Below are 20532 nucleotides of genomic sequence, written 5' to 3' on the forward strand. Positions count from 1 at the left end.
TCGGCGGGCACTCCGGAGGCGACGGCCACGCCGACGCACAGCGGCAGCGCGACCAGGAAGACGACCAACGAGGCGGCGAAGTCCTGCCGCAGGTGGGGGAACTTGGTCATCATGCCGATCACAGCGCCTCGAACGTGTCGGTCTCGGCGCTGTGGGCGCGCACGGCACCCTTGTGCACCTCGTAGTACCAGGCGTGCAGGGTCAGTTGACGCTCCTTCAGCTTCTTCTCGATGAACGGGTACGAGCGCAGCCGCAGCAGCTGCGTCAGTACATGGGCCTGGACGCCCTCGGCGACCTCGGGGTCCTCGGCGGCGCCGGTCGGGCGCGGGGTGGCGCTGGAGAGCCAGGCGCGCACGGCCGGTACGGCGTCCAGGTCGTCGCCGCGCACCAGCGCGCCGACGGCTCCGCAGTGGGAGTGGCCGCAGACCACGATGTCGCTGACGCCGAGGACCTCCACGGCGTACTCGATGGTGGCCGCCTCGCTGGTGGGGTGCTCGGAGACGTACGGCGGGACGATGTTGCCGGCGGTGCGCAGCTCGAAGAGCTCGCCCGGGCGGGCGCCCGTGATCAGGGCGGGTACGACCCGGGAGTCGGAGCAGGTGATGAACAGGACCTGCGGGGACTGCCCTTCGGCCAGCTTGGCGAACTCCTCAGGGCGCTGTCCGAACGTACGGGCGTTGTCGATGAGGGGCTGCATGTGTGGTGACTCCTCCTGGCGCGCCTCAGTGGCGCGTCGGGGTTTACATGACAGAGGTGGGGGATTGCTCTGCTTCTCAGCAGCGGAAGACCTGGAGCCCCGCCGGAGTATGGGACGCCGGGGGTCTCGACGTGCGCTGGTGAGCGGCGCCGGATCTGGCCGGCTGGTGTGCGGCCGCGGGGTCCCGGGTGAGCAGCGGCCGGTCGGGCGCCTGGGGCCCGGAGCCGGCGAAGCGCGGATGGTCCCGGGTGCGCAGTGGACCGGTCGGGTCCCCGTCACGCGGCGGGACGCAGTGGCGGGACGTGAGGGTCTCGTCGCGCAGCGCCTTCGCGGAGATTTTGATCCCGGGCTGGGCCTTGGCCTTTGCTTGACTGACCGTATGCGCGTGTGCGAAGGACGCGGAGGGTGCGAAGAACTGGAGGGCGAGCAGGGCGGCGGCGAGGAGTGAAACCACGGTCCGGGCCGTCGTACCTCGGAACATGCGCCCCCCTCCAGTCAGTCCACACCTCTTGAGCATGCCAACACTTGGTCAACCGTTGGTCAAGAAACACGTTAACCCGGCAAAGTTGTTTGCAGGGTTAACTTAACGTTTCGAGCTGAAGAGAGCCTGAAATGCGCGGGTGGCGTGGCCTGAACTCCCCCTTGACCAGGGGGATTCAGTGGGTTACCAGGCCCTTGGCGTCGCGGGCCAGCGCGGTGAGTCGCGAGATGGCGCGGAAGTACTTCTTGCGGTAACCGCCCTTGAGCATGTCCTCGCTGAACAGCTTGTCGAACGGCAGCCCGGAGGCCAGGACCGGGACTTCACGGTCGTAGAGCCGGTCCGCGAGCACGACGAGGCGCAGCGCGGTGGACTGGTCCGGAATCGGCTGGACATCGGTGAGACACACGGCCTTCAGGCCATCGGTCAACGCGCCGTATCGGCTGGGGTGGACACGCGCGAGGTGGTCCAGCAGATGCGGGAAGTCGTCGAGCGAGGCGCCCTCGGTGGCGTACGCCGCCTTCGTCACCTGTTCCTCGGAGTACGGCGCCGGTGCCTCGGGCAGGCCGCGGTGGCGGTAGTCCTCGCCGTCGATGCGCAGGGCCCGGAAGTGGGCCGACAGGCCCTGGATCTCGCGCAGGAAGTCGGCCGCCGCGAAGCGGCCCTCGCCGAGCTTGCCGGGCAGGGTGTTGGAGGTGGCGGCGAGCGCCACGCCCGCGTCGACCAGCTTGCCGAGCAGGGTGGAGACGAGGACGGTGTCGCCCGGGTCGTCGAGCTCGAACTCGTCGATGCAGAGCAGACGGTGACCGGACAGGGTCTGCACCGTCTGCTGGAAGCCGAGGGCACCGACGAGGTTGGTCAGCTCGACGAACGTGCCGAACGCCTTCAGGGACGGCTCGGCCGGTGTGGCGTGCCAGAGGGAGGCGAGCAGATGGGTCTTGCCGACGCCGTAGCCGCCGTCGAGGTAGACACCGCGGGGGCCCGCCGGGGTCTTGGGAGCCTTGGGCCTGCCGAACCCGAGGAAGCCGCGCCTGGCCTTTCCGGCGCCGCTGGCATGCGCGCCGCCGAGCCCCGCCGCGAAGCCCTCCAGGACGCGGACCGCCTCTGTCTGGCTGGGCTGGTTCGGGTCCGGGAGGTAGGTGCTGAAGCGGACCGAGTCGAAGCGGGGCGGCGGCACCATCTCGGCGACCAGCCGGTCCGCGGGAACACGCGGCTCGCGGGCGCACAGGGACAGCGGGCTCGCTTCGGCTATCGGGGTCTGCCCGGAGGCGGCGGTGGAGGACGACACGGGTCACCATGCTAAGCGCCGTGCCACACTCCATGACATGCGACGCCTGTTCCCTGTGACCGATGAGACAGCAGCGAGGACCTCCGGAGGTTCGGCCGGGGACGAGGGGGGTGGAGCTGCCGCAGCGGGGCTTGTGGGGGGTGCCTCCGGTGGGGCCCGCGAGGTCGGTGGTGAACCGGTCGACCGGGAGTGGAGCCTCGCCGAGCTCGCCGTCGCGTACGCCTATCCCGAGCCCGGCCCCGGCGGTCGGCAGCCCTGGCTGCGGGCCAACATGGTGTCCACGCTGGACGGGGCGGCCCAGCACGACGGCCGTTCGCAGCCCATCTCCACCGCGACCGACATGCGCATCTTCGGCACGCTGCGGGCGCTGGCGGACGTGGTGCTCGTCGGCGCCGAAACGGTACGCCTGGAGGGGTACCGTCCGGCACGTGTGCGTGCGGAGTTCGCCGAGGCCCGCGAGGCGGCCGGGCAGGGCCCCGCGCCGGCCATCGCGGTGGTCAGCGCGAGCCTGGACCTGGACTACGACCTGCCGCTGTTCACCGCGCCGGCCGTGCCCACCCTGATCCTGACCGGTGCCGCCGCGGCCCCCGACCGGATCGCGACCGCGGAGAAGGCGGGCGCGACGGTGGTGATCGCCGGTGACGGCGTCGGTGTGGACCCCGTCCGGGCGGTCCAGGCACTCGCCGAACTCGGGCACACCCGCCTGCTGACCGAGGGCGGGCCACGGCTGCTCGGCCAGCTGGTGGCGGCCGGGGTGCTCGACGAGCTCTGTCTGACGATCTCCCCGATGCTCACCGCGGGCGACGCCCAGCGCATCGCCGGCGGGCCCTCGGTGGCGGTCCCGAAACGGTTCGGACTGGTGTCGCTGCTGGAGGAGGAGGGTTTCCTGTTCGGCCGGTACCGGCGGACGTGAGGTTACGGCGGTCCGGAAATGGGTTCTATGAATGCCGTGCCCCTGAAACGGCGGAATCTACCGTTCCGGTTAGCTTCCGCCGGGCACACTAAAACTCGCAGTCCCCGTGCGAGCACGGGGCAGGATGGTTTCCGCAGAAGGGGCGCCCGGTGTTCACAAGCGTTTTGATGATCGAGAAGGCCCTGACGTCCGCCGACGTGGAGTTCGTCACCACCTTGCACGGTGACGAGGAGGTCGCCTTCCATGTGCTGCTCCAGCCGCGCGGTGAACAGGCCGACAGGTTGCTGCGCGCCATCGACGACATCGCGCTCGGCGAGCTGGACGAGGCGGTCCGGGAGGGGGAGACCCCGGAGGGCGAGGAGGCGCTGAGCACCGGGGAGCGGGCGCTCGAGGTGTCGCTCACCGCGCTGCGCACGGCCGGGGCCCAGGCGGACGGGCGGCTGCTGGAGGACCATCCGCTGGACGCGCTGAGGGCTGTGGTGGACGAGGTCGGGGCGGACGAGGTGATCGTGCTGACCGACCCCCACTACGTGGAGGAGTTCTTCCACCGGGACTGGGCGTCGAGGGCTCGGCACAAGGTGGGGGTGCCGGTGCTGAAGCTGTTCTCGCACAGCAAGGCGTAGGAGTTGTTCGCGGGTCGTCCCTGGCCGGTCGCGCGGTTCCCCGCGCCCCTGGGCGTCGCAGTCGCCGCCAGCTAATAGGCTGAAGCCTCACCGTCGTACCGCACCTGGGGAGAACACGCATGGCACCCGGTATTCCCACCGCCATGGACCGACCGCACTTCATCGGCATCGGCGGGGCCGGGATGTCCGGGATCGCGAAGATTCTCGCCCAGCGTGGGGCCAAGGTGGCCGGCAGTGACGCCAGGGAGTCCGCGACCGCCGAGGCGCTGCGGGCCCTCGGCGTGACCGTGCACATCGGGCACGCGGCGGAGCACCTCGCCGACGACGCCAGCTGTGTCGTGGTCTCGTCGGCGATCCGGCGGGACAACCCCGAGCTGGCCCGCGCCGCCGAGCTGGGCATCCCCGTGGTGCACCGCTCCGACGCGCTCGCCGCGCTGATGGACGGGCTGCGTCCGATCGCCGTCGCCGGCACGCACGGCAAGACGACCACGACCTCGATGCTGGCGGTCTCCCTGTCCGAGCTGGGCCTGCAGCCGTCGTATGCCATCGGCGGCGACCTGGACGCCCCCGGCTCCAACGCCCTGCACGGTGACGGCGACATCTTCGTGGCCGAGGCGGACGAATCCGACCGCAGCTTCCACAAGTACGCGCCCGACGTCGCGATCATCCTGAACGTGGAGCTCGACCACCACGCCAACTACGCGTCGATGGACGAGATCTACGAGTCCTTCGTGACGTTCTGCGACCGCATCACCAAGGGCGGCACCCTGGTGATCTCGGCGGACCAGGAGGGGGCGCGCGAGCTGACCCGCCGGGTCGCGGCCCGCGACGTGGAGGTGGTGACGTACGGCGAGGCGGAGGACGCCGACGTACGGGTGCTGTCGGTGGTGGCGCAGGGGCTGAAGAGCCAGGTCACCGTGGTGCTGGACGGCCAGGAGCTCACCTTCACGGTCTCGGTCCCCGGCCGTCACTACGCCCTCAACGCGGTGGCCGCCCTCGCGGCGGGCGCGGCCCTCGGGGTCCCGGCCGCCGAGCTGGCCCCGGCGCTCGCGGCCTACACCGGTGTGAAGCGGCGCCTTCAGCTCAAGGGCGAGGCCGCGGGCGTCCAGGTCATCGACTCCTACGCCCACCACCCGACCGAGATGACGGCCGACCTCGAGGCGATGCGCGCGGCCGCCGGTGACGCCCGGATCGTGGTCGTCTACCAGCCCCACCTGTTCTCCCGCACCCAGGAGCTGGGCAAGGAGATGGGCGACGCCCTCGCCCTGGCCGACAGTTCGCTGGTCCTGGACATCTACCCGGCCCGCGAGGACCCGATCCCCGGCGTCACCAGTGAGCTGATCATCGAGGCGGCCCGGGCGGCCGGCGCCGAGGTGACGGCGGTCCACGACAAGAGCGAGGTGCCCTCGCTGGTCCCGGGAATGACTCAGCCCGGTGATCTCGTTCTCACCATGGGCGCGGGCGATGTCACCGACCTCGGCCCGCTCATCCTGGACCGCCTGTCGAAGTGAGGGGCAACACCCATGTCGTACGACGTCGAAAAGCCGGACGAGCAGTGGCGCGCGGAGCTGACCCCGGCCGAGTACGCCGTCCTCCGCCAGGCCGCCACCGAACCCGCCTTCACCGGTGAGTACACCAACAGCAAGACGACGGGCGTCTACTCCTGTCGTGCCTGCGGCGCCGAACTCTTCACCTCCACCACGAAGTTCGAGTCGCACTGCGGCTGGCCGTCCTTCTACGACCCGAAGGACACCGACGCGGTGGAGCTGCTCGAGGACCGCTCCCACGGGATGGTCCGCACCGAGGTGCGGTGCGCCCGGTGCGGGTCGCATCTCGGGCATGTCTTCGAGGGCGAGGGGTACGCGACACCGACCGACCAGCGGTACTGCATCAACAGCATCTCGCTGCGGTTGACGCCCGAGGAGAGCTGACCGCTTCCGGTCGGCTCGTGCCCGCGGCCGCGCTGGCACGTGGGACGCGGGTGTTCCTAGACTCGTAGTCGGAGGCCGGGCCTCGGCGGCCTGTCCGGTGCGGGAAGGCGGTGGCGCCTCATGCCGTACGTCGCTGTGACTGCGATCAGCCATCCCGGGCTGCTGCGGGAGCGGAACGAGGACAGCCTGGCCGTCGGGCCGTGGACGCTGTGCGGCACCGTGACCGAGAATCCGCAGACCCTGGCCTTCCCGCTCGGTACGCCCCTCGTCGTCGCCGTCGCCGACGGGCTCGGGGGGCATCCCGGCGGCGATGTGGCCAGTTCGCTGGTCGCCCGCAGGATCGCGGCGCTGGGTCCGGCCATGGGCAGCGAGGTAGCCGTCCGTGAGGCCGTGAACGCCTGCAATCTCGCCGTGTACCAGGCGGTGGGCGGCGAGGAGGGGAGCGAGCTGTCCGGCATGGGGACGACGATCGCCGGGGTCGTCGTGCAACCCGGTTCGCTGCTGGTGTTCAACGTGGGCGACAGCCAGGTCTTCGCGGCCTCCGACGACGGGCTGCGCCAGCTGAGCGTCGACGACAGCCCGCCGCATCCGCCCGGCCGCACCACCACCCTCGTCACCCAGTGCCTCGGCGGCTCGCTCGCCTACCGTGCCGTCACTCCCCATGTCATGGCCGAGCCCTTGCTGCCCGGCGACCGCTACCTCATCTGCTCGGACGGTCTGACGGACCCGCTCACCACGGACGTACTGGACGAGGTCCTGCGCGAGCACGAGGACGGCCGGGCGGCCTTCGAGCTGTGGAAGGCCGCCATCGAGGCGGGCGGGCCCGACAACATCACGCTGGCCGTGGTGCGGGTCGGCGAGGAGTGACCGCGCGGCCGTCGGCTCAGAGGATCTTGCGCTGGACCATGATCGAGAGCACGAGCGCGCCGGGCAGCAGCGGTACCCAGACCGTCAGGACGCGGTAGCCGATGACGGTGGCCGCGGCCAGGCCCATCGGGGCGCCGAAGGTGACCATCGTGAAGACCAGGGCCGCGTCCACCGGGCCGATGCCGCCCGGTGCGGGCACGGCGCCGACGGCGGTGCTGGCGAGGAGGAGGGCCAGCGTCACCTGCGTCCAGGACAGCGGCAGGCCGAGCGCGAAGCCGACCGAGGCGATCACGCTCGCCTGGAGCAGCGGGGTGGCGGCGGCCCCGCCCCAGAGGGCGAGGATCCGACTGGGCCGGGTGTGCAGGATCCGTGCGTCGGTCAGGGCGGTGCGGACGAAGCCGAGGAGGGGGCGGCGCAGCGGTCGTACGGTCGTCACGAGCACGGTCGCCGTGGCGAGGACCGTGACCACGCCCGCGGCCACCAGGAACAACGTCCGCTGGTCCGGGACGAGTTCGCCCAGGTGCAGCAGCTCGGGGAAGGCTATGAGGAAGCCGAGCAGCACGACCGTCTTCGCGATCGGTTTGACCAGCGAGTACAGGGCGAGTGACGCGGTACCCCGGGCCAGGGGTATGCCCTGGCCCTGGAGGAAGCGCAGGGTGACGGCGTGGGCGCCGATGCTCGCCGGCAGCACGTGGTTGGCGGCGCCGGCCGCGAACTGGGACGCGAGCAGCAGGCCCGGCGGCAGCCGGTCCGGTATCGATCCTTGGCGCACGAGCGCGGCGACGACCCAGCCCATGCAGGTGAAGAACAGGCCGGCCAGCAGCCACCAGGGGTCGGCGGAGGCGAGCCGGGCGGCGCCGTCGTGCACGGCACGCCAGTCCGCCGCCGCCCACGCCCCGATCAGCAGGAGCGGGAGCAGGGTCAGCGCGTGACGGGCGAGGCGTGCGGGGGCGTAGGGGGAGCGGGCGGTGGCGGCGGGGGCGGGGCAGGCGGGCAGCGGTCCGGGGAGATCGCTGAGCGGGAGCGAGGACACGGCGCGGTCGTCCTTCCGCGTCGCACCGCGCGGACGCGGGGCGGACGGCTAGAGGGCGAGGCAGGAGGGGACGACGAGAACGTGCCCGTCCGGCATGACGCCATGGTGTCCGGGAGCCGAAGGGGTGTCGGCGGGCGGGCGACGTGAGCGGGGTTGTTCGCCGGGTGCGGACCCGATCATAGGTGTCCACATGGCGAGCCGTTGAATCAGTCAGCCAACGGACGGTTGACTTTCGGCTGGCCGAGCCGGAGCATGCCGGGGTGAGCCACTTCGCGCACACGTCCCTCGGATGGGCCGCCCTCCCGGCCGACCTGGACGAAGCCGCCCACCGCTGCCTCGTCGCCGGATTCGACGGTGCCACGAACGTCCCGGACCCGCTCAAGGAGCTCGTCGACCGCGGTCTCGGCGGCGTCGTCCTCTTCACCCGCAACATCCGCGACGCCCAGCAGGTGCGCCGCCTCACCGACGAGCTGCGCGCGATACGCCCCGACCTCCTCGTCGCCATCGACAACGAGGGCGGCGGCATCGGCCACCTGGTCGCCGCCGGCGCCCCCGAGGTCCCCGGCTCCTACGCCCTCGGCGTCGTCGACGACCCGAACCTCACCGCCCGCTGCGCCGACGCCCTGGCCGCGCACCTGGCCGGCCTCGGCATCACCGCCGCCTACGCCCCCGTCGCCGACCTCCAGCACCGGCCGGACAACCCGATCGTGCGCACCCGCTCGTTCGGCGCCGACCCCGAGCTCGCCGCCCGCCATCTGCGCGCCTGGATCACCGCGACCGAGGCCCGCGGCATCGCCTCCTGCGCCAAGCACTTCCCCGGCCACGGCGGAACCGTCGCCGACAGTCACCTCGGCATGGCGGTCGACCCACGGCCGTACGACGGACTGAGCGTCGACCTCGAACCGTTCCGCGCGGCCATCGACGCGGGCGTACCGATGCTGATGAGCGCCCATGTGGTCTTCCCGGCGCTCGACCCCAACCGGCCCGCCACGCTCAGCCGACGCATCCTCGGCGATCTGCTCCGCCACGATCTCGGCTTCGACGGCGTCCTCGTCAGTGACGCGCTGGAGATGAAGGCCATCGCCGACGAGTACGGCGAGGCGGCCGGCGCGCGTATCGCGCTCGCCGCGGGAGCGGACCAAGTGATCGTCGCCGTCGGCGACTTGAACCGCACCCTGGACTGCCGGGACGCCGTACTCGACGCGCTGCGGACCGGCGTCCTGGCCGAGGAGCGGATCGAGGAGGCCGCGGGACGGGTACGACGGCTCGCCGAGCGGTACGCGACGCCTCCAGCCGACCGGGCCGGCTCGGACGCGGACGCCGGGATCGAAGCCGCGCGCCGGGCCGTACGGAGCCGGGGCGTGCCGCCCGCCGTGCGCGGTGCTCATGTCGTCGACCTGTTCCCGCCGCCGCACCCCGCGCTCAACTGGGGCGGCGAGGACCTGCTCAGCGAGGTGCGCGCCGCCGACCCCACGGCGACCGGCACGGCGGTGACGGGTGAGTGCGCGGACCCGGACTCCCTCGTCGAGGGGATCGTGCGCCGCTGCGGGGCCGCCCCGCTGGTCGTGGCCACGTGCGACGCCGGACTGCACCCCTGGCAAGTGCGGCTGCGGGACGCCCTGTTGGGCCGGCGGCCGGACGCGGTGCGGGTGGACACGGGGCTGCCGGAGGGCGGCGCGCTGTGCTCGTACGGGCGGGGGCGGGTCAATCTGCGCGCGGTGGCCGAGGTACTGGCCGGCGTCTGACGGGCGACGCTCGGTCCGGCCGTACGACCTCCTTGATCCCGCGCGCCGCCAGGTGCTCGGGATCCTCAGACCGGTCGGCCAGGGCCGGCGCGGGTCGTACGTCCTCCGCCCGAGTGCCGGGTGTCGGTGTGCGGTCCAGCAGTCTGGCGGTGTCGCGGGCCGGACGGAACCGGCTGCGCTCAGCGCGTGCGCCGGGGCTTTACCGTGTGCTGCGGGGTGATGTGCTCGGTCAATGCCAGTGAGGCGCTCGCGCGCTGGTAGGAGAGCTGGGCGACCCGGACGTAGAGGCAGTCGATCAGCACCAGGACCGAGTGTCGGCCGCCGAGGCCGGTGAGGAAGTTGGTCTCCGAGGCGGTCGAGATGAGCCGGATGTCGGCGGCCCTGGCGAGCGGTGAACGCGGGTCGGAGGTGATCGCCACCGTCGTCGCCCCGCGCTCCTTGGCGAGCTCCAGCGGCTCGACGGTCTCCCGGGTGGCCCCGGAGTGCGAGATGCCGATGGCCACGTCCGCCGGGGTGAGCAGCGCGGCGGACGTGGCGGCGGCGTGCACCTCGGTCCAGCCGCGCACCGCACAGCCGATGCGGAACAGCCGGGTCTCGGTCTCCTGCGCCACGGCCCCGCTGCCGCCGACGCCGTACACATCGACACGGCGGGCCCGCGCGGTGGCCTGCGCGGCGCGCTCGACGGCGTCGAGGTCGATCCGGTCGATGGTCCGCTGCACCGCCCGCAGGTCCGTGTTGCCCACGACCTGCACGACCCGCTCCAGGGAGTCGTCGGGGGAGATGTCCGGGCCGATCTCGGCGGTGCCCCAGTCGGACGCCTCGCCCCGGCCACGCTCCTGGGCCAGCTCGATCAGCAGATGCTGGTAGGAGTCGAGGCCGATGGCACGGCAGAAGCGGGTCACCGTCGCCTGGGAGGTGCCGGTGCGGCGGCCCAGCTCGGCGGCCGAGCAGTGCGTGACGGCGGCGGGATCCTCCAGGATCAGCTCGCCGACCTTCCGCAGGGAGCCGGCCAGCCGGGGCAGCTCGGTGCGGATCAGTGTGGTGACGTCCGTCGCGGGCATGAAGAGAAGGTACCAGCCACCGGATTTCCGACCGGTTGAATGCCAGGACCGATCCGCAGCCGACCAACCGCCTGACCATCGCCCACCTCGTCCTGTATGGCGGCGAGCCCCGAGCGCGCGCCTCTGGATGATCCGCTCCCGTCCCCTCGGGGTGAATGTATCCACCCGAAGGTGCTAGGGATGCTGAGTGCTTGATTCAATGGTGCTGGAACATACACGGCGGCGACAACGGGCGCACACTGGAAAGGTGCTGTCGGTGCTCAAGGGGGTGTCGGCATGGCTGCCTCGGAGTGCACGAAGGTGCGGCTGTGGCGTTGGCGGGCCAATCCGCTGAGGCGGCGCTGTGACGTCATCGAGGCCTGGGTCGTACTGTGCGGATGGCTGCTCGCGCTGGTCGGCGCCGTGTTCGGCGGTCTCGCCGCGGCGGACGCGGTGGTGCGTTCGGCGGAGCAGCAACGGGCCGAGAGCCACAAGGTGACGGCCGTACTCGTGAAGGACGCGGAGGATCCGGGGCCCGCCCGGGTGACCACCGACCATCTGGTCTGGGCCACCGTCCGCTGGACCGCCCCGGACGGCACGGTTCATACGGACGACGCGCGAGTGCCGCCCAAGATGAAGGCGGGCGGCAAGGTCGAGGTGTGGACGGACCGCACCCATGTCCTCCCCAAGCAGCCGCTTTCCGAGACCGAGATCATGCTGCACTCGGTCGCCGGCGGCATCCTGGCCGGCGCGGGCGCCGCCGGCGTAGTCCTGGGCTCCGCCTGGGTGGTACGGCTGGGGATGGAGCGGCGGCGCCTGGAGCAGTGGGGCGCGGAGTGGGAGCGGCTGGACACGCCATGGGGATGGAAGACGGGCTGATCAGTTGCGATCAGGTGCCCCGGAGGGAGTCCGGGGCCCTGGTCACTTGAGTCACATGACCGTCACTTGACGTCCGCGCTCGGCAGTGCCGTCGGGGACGCGGTGTTCAGGTCCTCCAGGCCCTTGGGGATGGCGAGCGTGAGCACCGGCGAACCCGGCTGGGGGGCGGGCGGGGTGAGTTGGTCCTTGGGGAGCTTCGGCGGCGTGGTCTGCTGGAAGTTGTTCGCGTCGAAGTTCACCATGCCGGTCTTCTCCAGGACCGTCATGTGGTCGAGCACGGTGTCGTTCGCGAGGTCTGCCAGTTGACGGACCAAGGTGTTCTGCGTGGTGCCGCGGATCTTCGCGATCGCGGGGAAGATCTGCCCGTGCGTCACCCGCATGATGGCGACACCCGTGGCGTCGAACTCCTTGCCCGTCTTGGAGTCCACGGTCGCCACGAACTGCTGCTGCTGCGGGCTGGCCTGGTTCGGCAGCGTGATGTTCAGCTCGGACGCGAGTTTGCGGCAGGCGAGGTCGAGCCGGGCATGCCCGACGACCAGGTGCTGACCGGCCTCCTTCATCTCCGGGGTCGTCCCACGCTGCATCGCCATCATGCCCAGCGGGTGCTCCCACAGCCCGGCGGCGCGAACCTTGACGACGAAGTCCCGGTCGGCCTCGGTCAGCGGGCCGTACCGGGTGTTGGCGATGACGCGGTCCTGGTTGGCAGAGGTGGTCTGCACGCCCAGCATGGCGGGGTAGGCAAGGGCCGAGAGGGTGAGGACGAGGGCGCCTCCCACGAAGACGGTGCCTACCATGCGGCGTGAGATGGGCATCGTGTCTCCTGACGTGAACGGCTCGGTACCCCCTGAGGTACGGATGGATCGCGCGAAACAATCATCGCGGCGGGAAAAAACTTGCGGCCCGCTGTGCGTCGTCCGTCACACCCCACCGCGAACCCTGCGAACACCAGCCGCAGTTCGGCCGCTACGATGCCTCGCGGTTGCCCGCGACCAGGCTGGCACCTGACGCACAGTCGGGTGGATGACGTGCGGGTCTCGACCATCAGCGGCCGTGACCCGGGATCGTCGGCCACGGTGCCCATGAGCGGCGGATCCGTTCAGTGAGCCGAGGTCTCCTTGACGACCGTCGGCCCGAACGGCCCCCGAGCCGCTTTGAGGCGCTGCATCGCGGTCAGCCGGACAGCGAAATACACGGCGGCGACGGTGCCGGCCAGGTGCACCGTGTCGGCTGCCATGTACTGCATCACCCCGTCCCTGATCTCCGTCAACGTCTCGGCGTTCCTGTATTTCGTCCCGCTGTACCGGTTGAACAGGACGCCGAGGACGAACAGACCCCATCACAGGTTCACCGGCCAGGTCCGCGCCTTGTACCGCTCGCCCTCGGCCGGCAGCGGAGTGGCGGCTCCCCACATGTCGAGGGCGATGCGGTACGGCATCCACAGGTTCACCAGCGGAATGAGCCAGGCACCGATGGCCCACCCGGGCCCGTTGCGGAACCGGTCCGGTGCCAGCAGCCCGGTGTTGCGGCGCATACGGAAGAACCAGACGACGAAGACGATCGCGACGGGCACGTACACGATGGCCTGGTATCTCCCGGCCGTCTCGTACAGCGAGGCAGCGGCATCCAGTTCCCGCTGCGGAGCCGTGGCGAAGCCGCCGTCCCCGTCGATCACCGCCCGGAGCCGAAATCCAGCGACAAGGCTGAACACGTCGGAGAGGGCGACCAGCGCGAGCCCGCCCACCGCTGCGACCAGGAGACCGATGGAGGACGCGGGCGTTCCCGCGGGCAGCAGGGGACGTGGACGTACGTCACTGGATGCGGACATGGTGATGAGCACCCCACGGGCGAGAAGAGACAGGGTCCGCGGAACAAGGCGCGGCCGAGGCACGATACGCCGATCACGCGTATCCCGTCCATGACAATTCCGCAGGTCGGCGGCTCGATGCTCAGTCGAGAAAGTCGGCGACGAGGAGAGCGAACTCGTCGGGTGCAGCGAGGCGGATGCCGAGGTCTTCGGCCTTGGAACGCTTGGATCCGGCGGCTTCTCCGGCGACCACGAGGCTGGTCTTCCTGGACACGCTGGAGGAGGAGCGGCCGCCGGCCCGTTCGATGAGTTCGTTCACCTGGTTTCGGCTGAGCTTCTCGAGCGGACCGGTCATGGTGCCGGTGACCACCACGGTCATCCCGGCGAGCGGGCCGGCCGGGGTGGCGGTCGCGGCGGGGTCGGTGCCGGTGCTGGTGGCGTCCACGGGCGCGAAGGTGGCGCCCGGTTCGGTCATGTTCACCCCGGCGGCGGCGAGTCTGTCGATCAGCCCGGTGAGTTCGGCGAGTTCGGCGACGATGGAGGGCGCCTTCTCGGCTCCGATGCCTTCGACCTGTTGCAACTGGTCGGCGTCGGCGGCACGGATGTTGTCCATGGTGGCGAAGTGCCGGGCGATGCGGCGGGACATCGAGCGGCCCGTGCCACGGACCCCCAGCGCGCACAGCACCCGCGACAGCGGGCGTGTCCTGGCCGTGGCGAGAGCGGCCAGGAGGTTGTCGGTGCTCGTTTCGCCCATCCGATCCAGCCCGAGAAGCTGGTCGCGGGTCAGGGTGAAGAGGTCGGCGAGATCGGCGACCAGTCCGGCCTCGACGAGCTGGACGACACGGGTGGCGCCCAGGCCCTCGATGTCGAGCTGGTCGCGGCCCGCGGCGTAGGAGAGGGAGGCGACCAGGTGGCAGTTGCGCCCCTGCTCGCACCGCCAGCGTTCCTGGCTGGTGTCGATGGCCGAGCCGCAGCGCGGGCATGCCTCGGGGAAGGTGATCGGCTTCTCGTCGCCGGTGCGCAGGTGGGCGACCGGGGCCTCGATGCGCGGAATGACGTCGCCGGCGCGGTGAACCATCACCTGGTCGCCCAGACGCAGGTCACGCCGGGTGATGTCGGACGGGTTGTGGAGTGTGGCGTAGGTGATGGTGGAGCCGTCGATCTCGACCGGTTCCAGGACGCCTCGGGGGGCGATGATGCCGGTGCGGCCCACGTTCCACTCGACCTCCAGAAGCCGGGTGATCTTCTCCACGGCCGGCAGCTTGTAGGCGATCGCCCAGCGCGGGGCCCGCGATCCGGATCCGGCCGCCTTCTGGTCGGCGGCGAGGTCGGCCTTGATGACGATCCCGTCGATCCCGAACGGCAGCTCGGCGCGCAGGGCGGCGATCTCCTGCACCCGGGTCAGGACCTCGTCCGTGGTGGCTGCGGTGACGCCGGGCACCGGGGTGGTGGCGGTGGTGTGCACGCCCAGCTGCCCGGCGAGGATCATGAGCTCACTGTGCGCGAGGCCGTCCAGCCGTGCGGCCAGGGGCTCGTCGGTGTCGGGCAGGGGAAGCAGGCCGTATCCGAAGAACGTCATCGGGACCGTGTAGGCGCGGTCCTTGGCCCGCAGGGTGCCCGCGGCCGCGTTGCGCGGGTTGGCGAACGGCTGCCCGCCGTGCGCGGTGCGCACCTCGTTGGCGTGCTCGAACTGCGCACCGGTCATGAGGACTTCGCCCCGCACCTCAACGCTGACCGGCTCGGCCAGGGTCTCGGGCAGGCCCTCAATGGTGCTCATCGCGTGCGAGACGTCCTCCCCGGCCGTCCCGTCGCCGCGTGTGATCAGCCGTGTCAGCCGTCCCTGTGTGTAGCGGGCCGCGATCGCGAGACCGTCGAGTTTCGCCTCGACGCTGTATCTCTCCGCCTCGTGTCCGATCCGGCGCGCCAGCGAGGCCGTCCACGCCGTGAACTGCTCGGCCGAGAACACGTTGTCCAAGCTCAGCATCGCGACGGTGTGCGGCACATCGCCCTCGACGGCGCCGCCGGTGACCTTCCCGGTCGGCGAGTCGGGCAGCACCTGATCGGGATGACCGGCCTCCCACGCGGCGATCTCCCGCACCAGGCGGTCGTAGGCGTCGTCGTCCAGCGGGGAAGTGCCGTCGGTGTAATAGGCGGCCGCCGCCTTCACCACGTCCTCGACCGCCCGGGCGTAGCCGGCGGCGTCCACGATCTGCGCAACAGATGTCGTCATGCCCGTCATCCTGCCTGCCACCACTGACAACGCCGCTGCCGCAAGCACCCCGGGCCCGGCAGCCCGCACTGGTTCTGACCGCCCCTTGCCCGGGCGGCCGGCCGCTCCCGAGGCCGAGTCAGGTCATTGTGAGGCGCGTCACGTAGGGTCTAGGGTGATACCGCTTGACGAAGCCCGCCGGGCCGTAGGTCGAGTGGCGGCGTGCGACCGGGTCGGCTTCGGGTGAGGGAAGTGATCCCGTTGTCCGTCGCCTGGGACGACATCGGCGGTCTCGTCGATGCCCACGAACGATTCCTGGCCGGCTCGCTGGTCGAGTCGGACGTCCGGGACTCGGTGCTGCACTCCTGGAAACGATGCCGCTCCATCGGGCTGCAGCCGCATCGACTGCTCGTTCCCTATACCGAGGGCATCGCCCTGGACGACCGGTTCCTGCGCGCCGCCGGCCCGGTCCTGAGCGACCTGACCGCATCCCTCGCCGACGTGAGCATGACCATCGTGCTCTGCGACGGACAGGGCCGCATGGTCCAGCGGCTCGGCGGTGACCGGCAGCTGCGCGAGCAGCTCGACGCCGTGCAGTTCGCCCCCGGCTTCGACGCCTCGGAGCCGGTCGTCGGCACCAACGGCGTCGGCACCGCCCTCGCCGAGCGCGGCCCCGTCTACATCGCCGGCCGCGAACACTTCGCCGACTGCCTCCAGCCCTTCGCCTGCGCGGGCGCGCCGGTCCGGGACCCGCTCAGCGGACGCATCGAGGCCGTCCTCGACATCACCTGTCTGCGCGACCAGGGTGACCCGGCCATGGTCCGGACGGTCCGCGAGGCCGTCCGGGACATCGAGGCCCGGCTGCTGGACCAGGCCAACCAGCGCGAACACGCCCTGCTCGCCGCGTACCGGCGCGCCGACGGTCGCGCCCAGGGCTGGCCGAGACAGCCCGAGGAACCGCGTCCCGAGCGGGACGGCGGCCTCGGCCGCATCGACATGGCCGTGCTGCGGGAGAAGGCCGAGGAACTCATCGCCTCCCCGCACCGCACCTTCGACGAGGTCAGGTTGCCCGGCGGCCGGACCGCCACGCTGCTGCTCCGCCAGGTCAGGAGCGCGACGGGGGAGACCGGCGTCGCCGTCGAGGCCCGCGTGGCCGGGGGCCCACGCCTGCGCCACGTCGGCCTGACCGCGTCGCGCAAGGGAACTCCGGCGGCGCGGGCCGCGCAAGGACGGGTCGGGGCGCCGGGACGGGGCTCGGCCGGACCGTCCGCACGGGCACCGGCAAGCCCGGCGGCCCCACAGCGCAACGCCCCGCCGAAGCCCCCCGCGCCCGCCAAGCCCCCGCCGCATACAGCGCCCGCCCAGGCCCCGTCGGCCACGCACACCCCACCGGTCGCGCAGGCCCCGACAGTGCCAGAGTCCCCGCCTGCGCCCACCGCGCCCAAGCCCGACCCGCACCCGGCCGCGGGCCGGAGCGCCGCCACGCTCCCCGTCGTGTCCCCGACCGATCCGCTCACCAGATCGACGCAGGGCGTCGACACCCCCGCCGCCCCCGGCACCGACGGCTGGCTGTTGCTGATCGGGGAGCCCGGGGTCGGGCGGCTGGCCGTGCTGGCGCGGCGGCGGCTGGAGCTGCTGCACGACGCGAGCGTGCGGATCGGCACCACGCTGGACGTCACCCGCACCGCCGAGGAACTCGCCGAGGTGACCGTCCCCCGGTTCGCCGACTTCGTCGCCGTCGATCTGCCCGACTCGGTGCTGCGCGGCGAGGAGCCGGAGACGCTCGGCGGCCGCACCGCGCTGCGCCGGGTCGCCATCCGGGCCGTACGCAGGCAGCCGCACCATCTGTACGACGTCGGCGACCCCGTCGAGTACGTCCCGTCCACGCCGCAGGCGCGCTCCCTGGAGACCAGGCAGTCCGTCATGGAACCCGTGCTGACCGAGGCGGACGGCTGGATCGCGCAGGACCCGGAGCGGCTGGAACCCGTTCTCGCCGCAGGCATCCACTCCCTGATCACCGTGCCGCTGCGGGCCCGCGGCACCACCCTCGGCGTCGTCAGCTTCTACCGTTCCCTGCAGCCCGTGTCCTTCGAGAACGACGACCTCTCCCTCGCCCAGGAGCTGGTCGGCCGCGCGGCGATCTGTATCGACAACGCCCGCCGCTACACCCGCGAGCACAACACCGCCCTCGCCCTCCAGCGCAGCCTGCTGCCGAGGGGCCGTTCCGAGCAGAGTGCCGTCGAGGTCGCCTACCGCTATCTGCCCGCACAGGCCGGTGTCGGCGGCGACTGGTTCGATGTCATCCCGCTCTCCGGCGCCCGGGTCGCGCTCGTCGTGGGCGACGTGGTCGGGCACGGGCTGCACGCCGCCGCGACGATGGGCCGGCTGCGCACCGCCGTGCACAACTTCTGCTCCCTGGACCTGTCACCCGACGACCTCCTCACCCACCTCGACGACCTGGTCTGCCGACTGGACAGGGGCGAGGGCTGGGCGGCGGAGAACAGCCCGGACTCCGGCATCGTCGGAGCCACCTGCCTGTACGCCGTCTACGATCCGGTGTCCCGGCGCTGCACCCTCACCCGCGCCGGGCACCCCCTGCCCGCCGTAGTCGCCCCCGACGGCACGGTGGAGTTCGTCGACCTGCCCTCCGGCCCGCCCCTGGGCCTGGGCGGGATGCCGTTCGAGACGGTCGAGTTGGAACTGGCCGAGGGCAGCCGGCTGGTGCTCTACACCGACGGTCTGGTCGAGGACCGGCACCGTGACATCGACGCCGGTCTGGACAAGCTCCGCGCCGTGCTGGCCGGCGACGACCGCTCGCCGGAGGAGACCTGCGACGCCGTCCTCGACGCCCTGCTCCCGGCCCGTCCCGGCGACGACGTGGCACTGCTCGTCGCCCGCACTCACACCTTGGGCGCCGACCGCGTGGCCCAGTGGGAGCTGCCCAGCGACCCGGCGGTCGTCTCCGGTGCACGTGTGGCGGTCACCGAGCAGCTCGCCGCCTGGGGCCTCGACGACCTGGCCTTCACCACCGAACTGGTCGCCAGCGAACTCGTCACCAACGCCATCCGCCACGCCGCCGGCGGCCCCGTACAGCTCCGCCTGCTCCGCGACCGTGCCCTGCTCTGCGAGGTCTCCGACGGCAGCGGCACCTCGCCCCGACTGCGCCAGGCCCGGAGCACGGACGAGGGCGGCCGCGGGCTGTTCCTCGTCGCCCAGCTCACCGAGCGCTGGGGCACCCGCTACACACCCAACGGCAAGATCATTTGGACGGAGCAGCCGCTGCCGTGACGCTGCCGCTGGGGGTGCCGCGAACTCAGGGCACCGGCGACGATGCGGGCGCCTCTGGGGGCTGCCGCCCCCAGACCCCCGCTTCGGCCCTGAACGGGCCTCGTCCTCAATCGCCGGACGGGCTGGATGATGCCGACCGGCGTCGATCACCGTGCGTCCGGCACCCCGGCCCGGTGCAGCGCACGCTGGATGATGCCGACCGGCGTCGATCACCGTGCGTCCGGCACCCCCGGCCCGGTGCAGCGCACATCCTTCGCCGGTACCACCCCGTCGACGAGGTAGGCCGCCACCGTGCCGTCCACGCACGCATTCCCCCGGCTGGCGAACACGCCGTGGGAGTAGTCGTTCTCGAGGGTGACCAGGCGGGAGCCCGGCAGCAGCTCACGGAGTTCGCGCGCGCCCTGGATCGGCGTCACAGGGTCGTGCGCGGAGGCGACCAGAAGGACCGGCGGGGCAGCCGGACTGCCCAGCGGCGTACGGCGGTCGGGGCGGTGGTGCCAGTACGCGCAGGTCGTCGCCTCCAGGCCGGTCAGCACCGGTTGTCGGTCCAGTCGTCGTATGCGGCGGATGTCCGCCAGGATCTCGCCCGGCGTCGGACCCGGGCCGTCCGCGCACTTCACGATCCGGTTGGCCGCCTCGTAGTTGCGGGACTCCGGGCCGTCGAAGGGAGCCGCTGGGCGCAGGGCGTCCACACCGCGGTCCGTCAGGTAGGTGCGCAGCCCGTCGGCCAACCCCTGCCAGCGCTCGGTGCGGCCGAGGGCGCGGTACACGGCCCGGTCGAACTCCGCCGGGCCGAAGCCGTTCACCGGGCGGGCGGCAAGCCCTTGACGCACGCGCAGATACGACCGCCGTACCGCCTCCGCGTCCCCGCCCAGGCCGAAGCGGTCCGCGTGCGCGGCGGTCCAGGCGAAGAAGGTGTCGCGGGCCCGCAGCAGTGCCCGGCTCTGGATCACGTCGAAGTCGTACCAGTCCCAGGGCCCGACCACGCTGTCCAGCACCATCCGGTCCACCCGGTGCGCAAAGCGGGCCATGTAGGCCGCGCCCAGGTAACTGCCGTACGAGACACCGAGGAAGCTCGTGCGGGGCTCGCCCAGCGCGGCGCGGATCGCGTCCATGTCGTACGCCGTCTGCTCGGTGGACATGTGCGGCAGCAGCCGAGTGTCCGCGCTCGCCGCGCAGTCGTCGGCCATGTGCCGCTGTGAGGTGAGGTATGCCCGCTCGGCCCGGGGGCCCACCGGCACCGGGTCCGTGCCCGGCGTGGTGAAAAGGCCGCCCATCGCGCCGCAGTCGGCCGGCGCGCTGTGGCCGACGCCGCGGGGGTCGAAGCCGATGACGTCGTACGAACGCCGCACGCTCGCGGGGAGTTTGGCGCGCTTGGTCACCGCGTAGGGGAGCCCGGAGCCGCCCGGGCCGCCGGGGTTCACCAGCAGGATGCCGCGTCGCTCGGCGGGGGTGCCGGAGGCGGGGACGCGGGAAACGGCGATCTCGATGCGCGGGCCGGAGGGGTGCCGCCGGTCGAGCGGGACGGTGAGGTGCCCGCACTCCACGCGGTCCGGTGCGGGCGGGCTCGGTACGGAGTCCGGGCAGCCGCCGAAGGTCAGGGAGACCGCGGCCCGGGCGGGGGTGGCGGAGGGGAACAGGGCGGCTGTCGCGGCCAGGGCGCACAGCAGGGCGGTGGGGCGTGCCGGTCGTAGGGACATGGCTCTCCAGAGCGAGGTGAGAACGGGGTGGCAAATG

Annotated in this window: 18 protein-coding genes; 8 read left to right on the top strand and 10 right to left on the bottom strand. The window is 71.9% G+C overall.

Features of this window, described 5'->3' with window-relative positions; genetic code table 11:
• Window positions 1–118: 118 nt before the first annotated feature.
• The 3 genes from ACZ7NC_RS39965 to zapE all read right to left on the bottom strand — a co-directional run bounded on the left by ACZ7NC_RS39965 (window position 119) and on the right by zapE (window position 2463).
• Window positions 119–697, bottom strand: coding sequence for a carbonic anhydrase (locus ACZ7NC_RS39965; RefSeq protein WP_471496214.1), 579 nt, complete (start codon window positions 695–697; stop codon window positions 119–121).
• A gap of 76 nt (window positions 698–773) precedes the next feature.
• A complete protein-coding gene (locus ACZ7NC_RS39970; protein WP_471496216.1) occupies window positions 774–1178 on the bottom strand; it encodes a hypothetical protein in 405 nt (134 codons plus the stop codon).
• Between the two features lie 175 nt (window positions 1179–1353).
• Window positions 1354–2463, bottom strand: a complete 1110-nt coding sequence (gene zapE, locus ACZ7NC_RS39975; RefSeq protein WP_471496218.1) for a cell division protein ZapE — start codon at window positions 2461–2463, stop codon at window positions 1354–1356.
• A gap of 37 nt (window positions 2464–2500) precedes the next feature.
• Here zapE and ACZ7NC_RS39980 point away from each other — a divergent pair, with 37 nt between their 5' ends.
• From ACZ7NC_RS39980 to ACZ7NC_RS40000, 5 genes are all read left to right on the top strand, one after another.
• Window positions 2501–3376 (top strand): pyrimidine reductase family protein, encoded by an 876-nt coding sequence (locus ACZ7NC_RS39980; protein ID WP_471496220.1) that lies wholly within the window; start codon window positions 2501–2503, stop codon window positions 3374–3376.
• A 149-nt stretch (window positions 3377–3525) separates the two neighbouring features.
• Window positions 3526–3999, top strand: a complete 474-nt coding sequence (locus tag ACZ7NC_RS39985; protein ID WP_471496222.1) for an indole-3-glycerol phosphate synthase — start codon at window positions 3526–3528, stop codon at window positions 3997–3999.
• A 119-nt stretch (window positions 4000–4118) separates the two neighbouring features.
• Window positions 4119–5510 (top strand): UDP-N-acetylmuramate--L-alanine ligase, encoded by a 1392-nt coding sequence (murC, locus tag ACZ7NC_RS39990; RefSeq protein WP_471496224.1) that lies wholly within the window; start codon window positions 4119–4121, stop codon window positions 5508–5510.
• Window positions 5511–5522: 12 nt separating this feature from the next.
• Window positions 5523–5930, top strand: coding sequence for a peptide-methionine (R)-S-oxide reductase MsrB (gene msrB, locus ACZ7NC_RS39995; protein ID WP_471496226.1), 408 nt, complete (start codon window positions 5523–5525; stop codon window positions 5928–5930).
• A gap of 120 nt (window positions 5931–6050) precedes the next feature.
• Window positions 6051–6797: a PP2C family protein-serine/threonine phosphatase gene (locus tag ACZ7NC_RS40000; protein ID WP_471496228.1), complete on the top strand. Its 747-nt coding sequence runs from the start codon at window positions 6051–6053 to the stop codon at window positions 6795–6797.
• A gap of 16 nt (window positions 6798–6813) precedes the next feature.
• On the opposite strand, the gene ACZ7NC_RS40005 is transcribed toward ACZ7NC_RS40000, so the two are convergent.
• Window positions 6814–7830: a lysylphosphatidylglycerol synthase transmembrane domain-containing protein gene (locus ACZ7NC_RS40005; RefSeq protein WP_471496230.1), complete on the bottom strand. Its 1017-nt coding sequence runs from the start codon at window positions 7828–7830 to the stop codon at window positions 6814–6816.
• A 260-nt stretch (window positions 7831–8090) separates the two neighbouring features.
• On the opposite strand from ACZ7NC_RS40005, the gene ACZ7NC_RS40010 reads away from it, so the two are divergent.
• The gene (locus tag ACZ7NC_RS40010) at window positions 8091–9575 is read left to right on the top strand and encodes a glycoside hydrolase family 3 N-terminal domain-containing protein (RefSeq protein WP_471496232.1); all 1485 of its coding nucleotides are present in this window, start codon (window positions 8091–8093) and stop codon (window positions 9573–9575) included.
• 179 nt (window positions 9576–9754) lie between these two features.
• On the opposite strand, the gene ACZ7NC_RS40015 is transcribed toward ACZ7NC_RS40010, so the two are convergent.
• On the bottom strand, window positions 9755–10636 hold the full coding sequence (locus ACZ7NC_RS40015) for a MurR/RpiR family transcriptional regulator (RefSeq protein ID WP_471496234.1): 882 nt from the start codon (window positions 10634–10636) through the stop codon (window positions 9755–9757).
• Between the two features lie 276 nt (window positions 10637–10912).
• Between ACZ7NC_RS40015 and ACZ7NC_RS40020 the strand changes: the two genes are divergently transcribed.
• A complete protein-coding gene (locus tag ACZ7NC_RS40020) occupies window positions 10913–11494 on the top strand; it encodes an Rv1733c family protein (RefSeq protein WP_471496236.1) in 582 nt (193 codons plus the stop codon).
• 62 nt (window positions 11495–11556) lie between these two features.
• Here ACZ7NC_RS40020 and ACZ7NC_RS40025 read toward each other — a convergent pair whose 3' ends face one another.
• From ACZ7NC_RS40025 to ligA, 4 genes are all read right to left on the bottom strand, one after another.
• The gene (locus ACZ7NC_RS40025) at window positions 11557–12306 is read right to left on the bottom strand and encodes a DUF4142 domain-containing protein (protein ID WP_471496238.1); all 750 of its coding nucleotides are present in this window, start codon (window positions 12304–12306) and stop codon (window positions 11557–11559) included.
• Window positions 12307–12590: 284 nt separating this feature from the next.
• Window positions 12591–12761, bottom strand: a complete 171-nt coding sequence (locus ACZ7NC_RS40030) for a hypothetical protein (RefSeq protein ID WP_471496240.1) — start codon at window positions 12759–12761, stop codon at window positions 12591–12593.
• 69 nt (window positions 12762–12830) lie between these two features.
• Window positions 12831–13319 carry a DUF4328 domain-containing protein gene (locus ACZ7NC_RS40035; protein WP_471496242.1) on the bottom strand — a complete coding sequence of 163 codons (489 nt, stop codon included), beginning with the start codon at window positions 13317–13319 and terminating at the stop codon, window positions 12831–12833.
• Window positions 13320–13440: 121 nt separating this feature from the next.
• Window positions 13441–15528, bottom strand: coding sequence for an NAD-dependent DNA ligase LigA (ligA, locus tag ACZ7NC_RS40040; RefSeq protein ID WP_471496244.1), 2088 nt, complete (start codon window positions 15526–15528; stop codon window positions 13441–13443).
• A gap of 231 nt (window positions 15529–15759) precedes the next feature.
• Between ligA and ACZ7NC_RS40045 the strand changes: the two genes are divergently transcribed.
• On the top strand, window positions 15760–18795 hold the full coding sequence (locus ACZ7NC_RS40045) for a SpoIIE family protein phosphatase (RefSeq protein ID WP_471496246.1): 3036 nt from the start codon (window positions 15760–15762) through the stop codon (window positions 18793–18795).
• A gap of 209 nt (window positions 18796–19004) precedes the next feature.
• On the opposite strand, the gene ACZ7NC_RS40050 is transcribed toward ACZ7NC_RS40045, so the two are convergent.
• A complete protein-coding gene (locus tag ACZ7NC_RS40050; protein ID WP_471496249.1) occupies window positions 19005–20495 on the bottom strand; it encodes an alpha/beta hydrolase in 1491 nt (496 codons plus the stop codon).
• Window positions 20496–20532 lie beyond the last annotated feature (37 nt).

The organism is Streptomyces sp. NPDC111802, from assembly GCF_055634335.1.

Coding starts and splice junctions, on each gene's coding strand:
- msrB (WP_471496226.1), top strand. CDS start 5,523: ATGTCGTACGACGTCGAAAAGCCGGACGAGCAGTGGCGCGCGGAGCTG.
- ACZ7NC_RS40000 (WP_471496228.1), top strand. CDS start 6,051: ATGCCGTACGTCGCTGTGACTGCGATCAGCCATCCCGGGCTGCTGCGG.
- ACZ7NC_RS39980 (WP_471496220.1), top strand. CDS start 2,501: ATGCGACGCCTGTTCCCTGTGACCGATGAGACAGCAGCGAGGACCTCC.
- ACZ7NC_RS40035 (WP_471496242.1), bottom strand. CDS start 13,319: ATGTCCGCATCCAGTGACGTACGTCCACGTCCCCTGCTGCCCGCGGGA.
- ACZ7NC_RS40020 (WP_471496236.1), top strand. CDS start 10,913: ATGGCTGCCTCGGAGTGCACGAAGGTGCGGCTGTGGCGTTGGCGGGCC.
- ACZ7NC_RS40050 (WP_471496249.1), bottom strand. CDS start 20,495: ATGTCCCTACGACCGGCACGCCCCACCGCCCTGCTGTGCGCCCTGGCC.
- ACZ7NC_RS39970 (WP_471496216.1), bottom strand. CDS start 1,178: ATGTTCCGAGGTACGACGGCCCGGACCGTGGTTTCACTCCTCGCCGCC.
- ACZ7NC_RS40025 (WP_471496238.1), bottom strand. CDS start 12,306: ATGCCCATCTCACGCCGCATGGTAGGCACCGTCTTCGTGGGAGGCGCC.
- ligA (WP_471496244.1), bottom strand. CDS start 15,528: ATGACGACATCTGTTGCGCAGATCGTGGACGCCGCCGGCTACGCCCGG.
- ACZ7NC_RS39965 (WP_471496214.1), bottom strand. CDS start 697: ATGCAGCCCCTCATCGACAACGCCCGTACGTTCGGACAGCGCCCTGAG.
- ACZ7NC_RS40015 (WP_471496234.1), bottom strand. CDS start 10,636: ATGCCCGCGACGGACGTCACCACACTGATCCGCACCGAGCTGCCCCGG.
- murC (WP_471496224.1), top strand. CDS start 4,119: ATGGCACCCGGTATTCCCACCGCCATGGACCGACCGCACTTCATCGGC.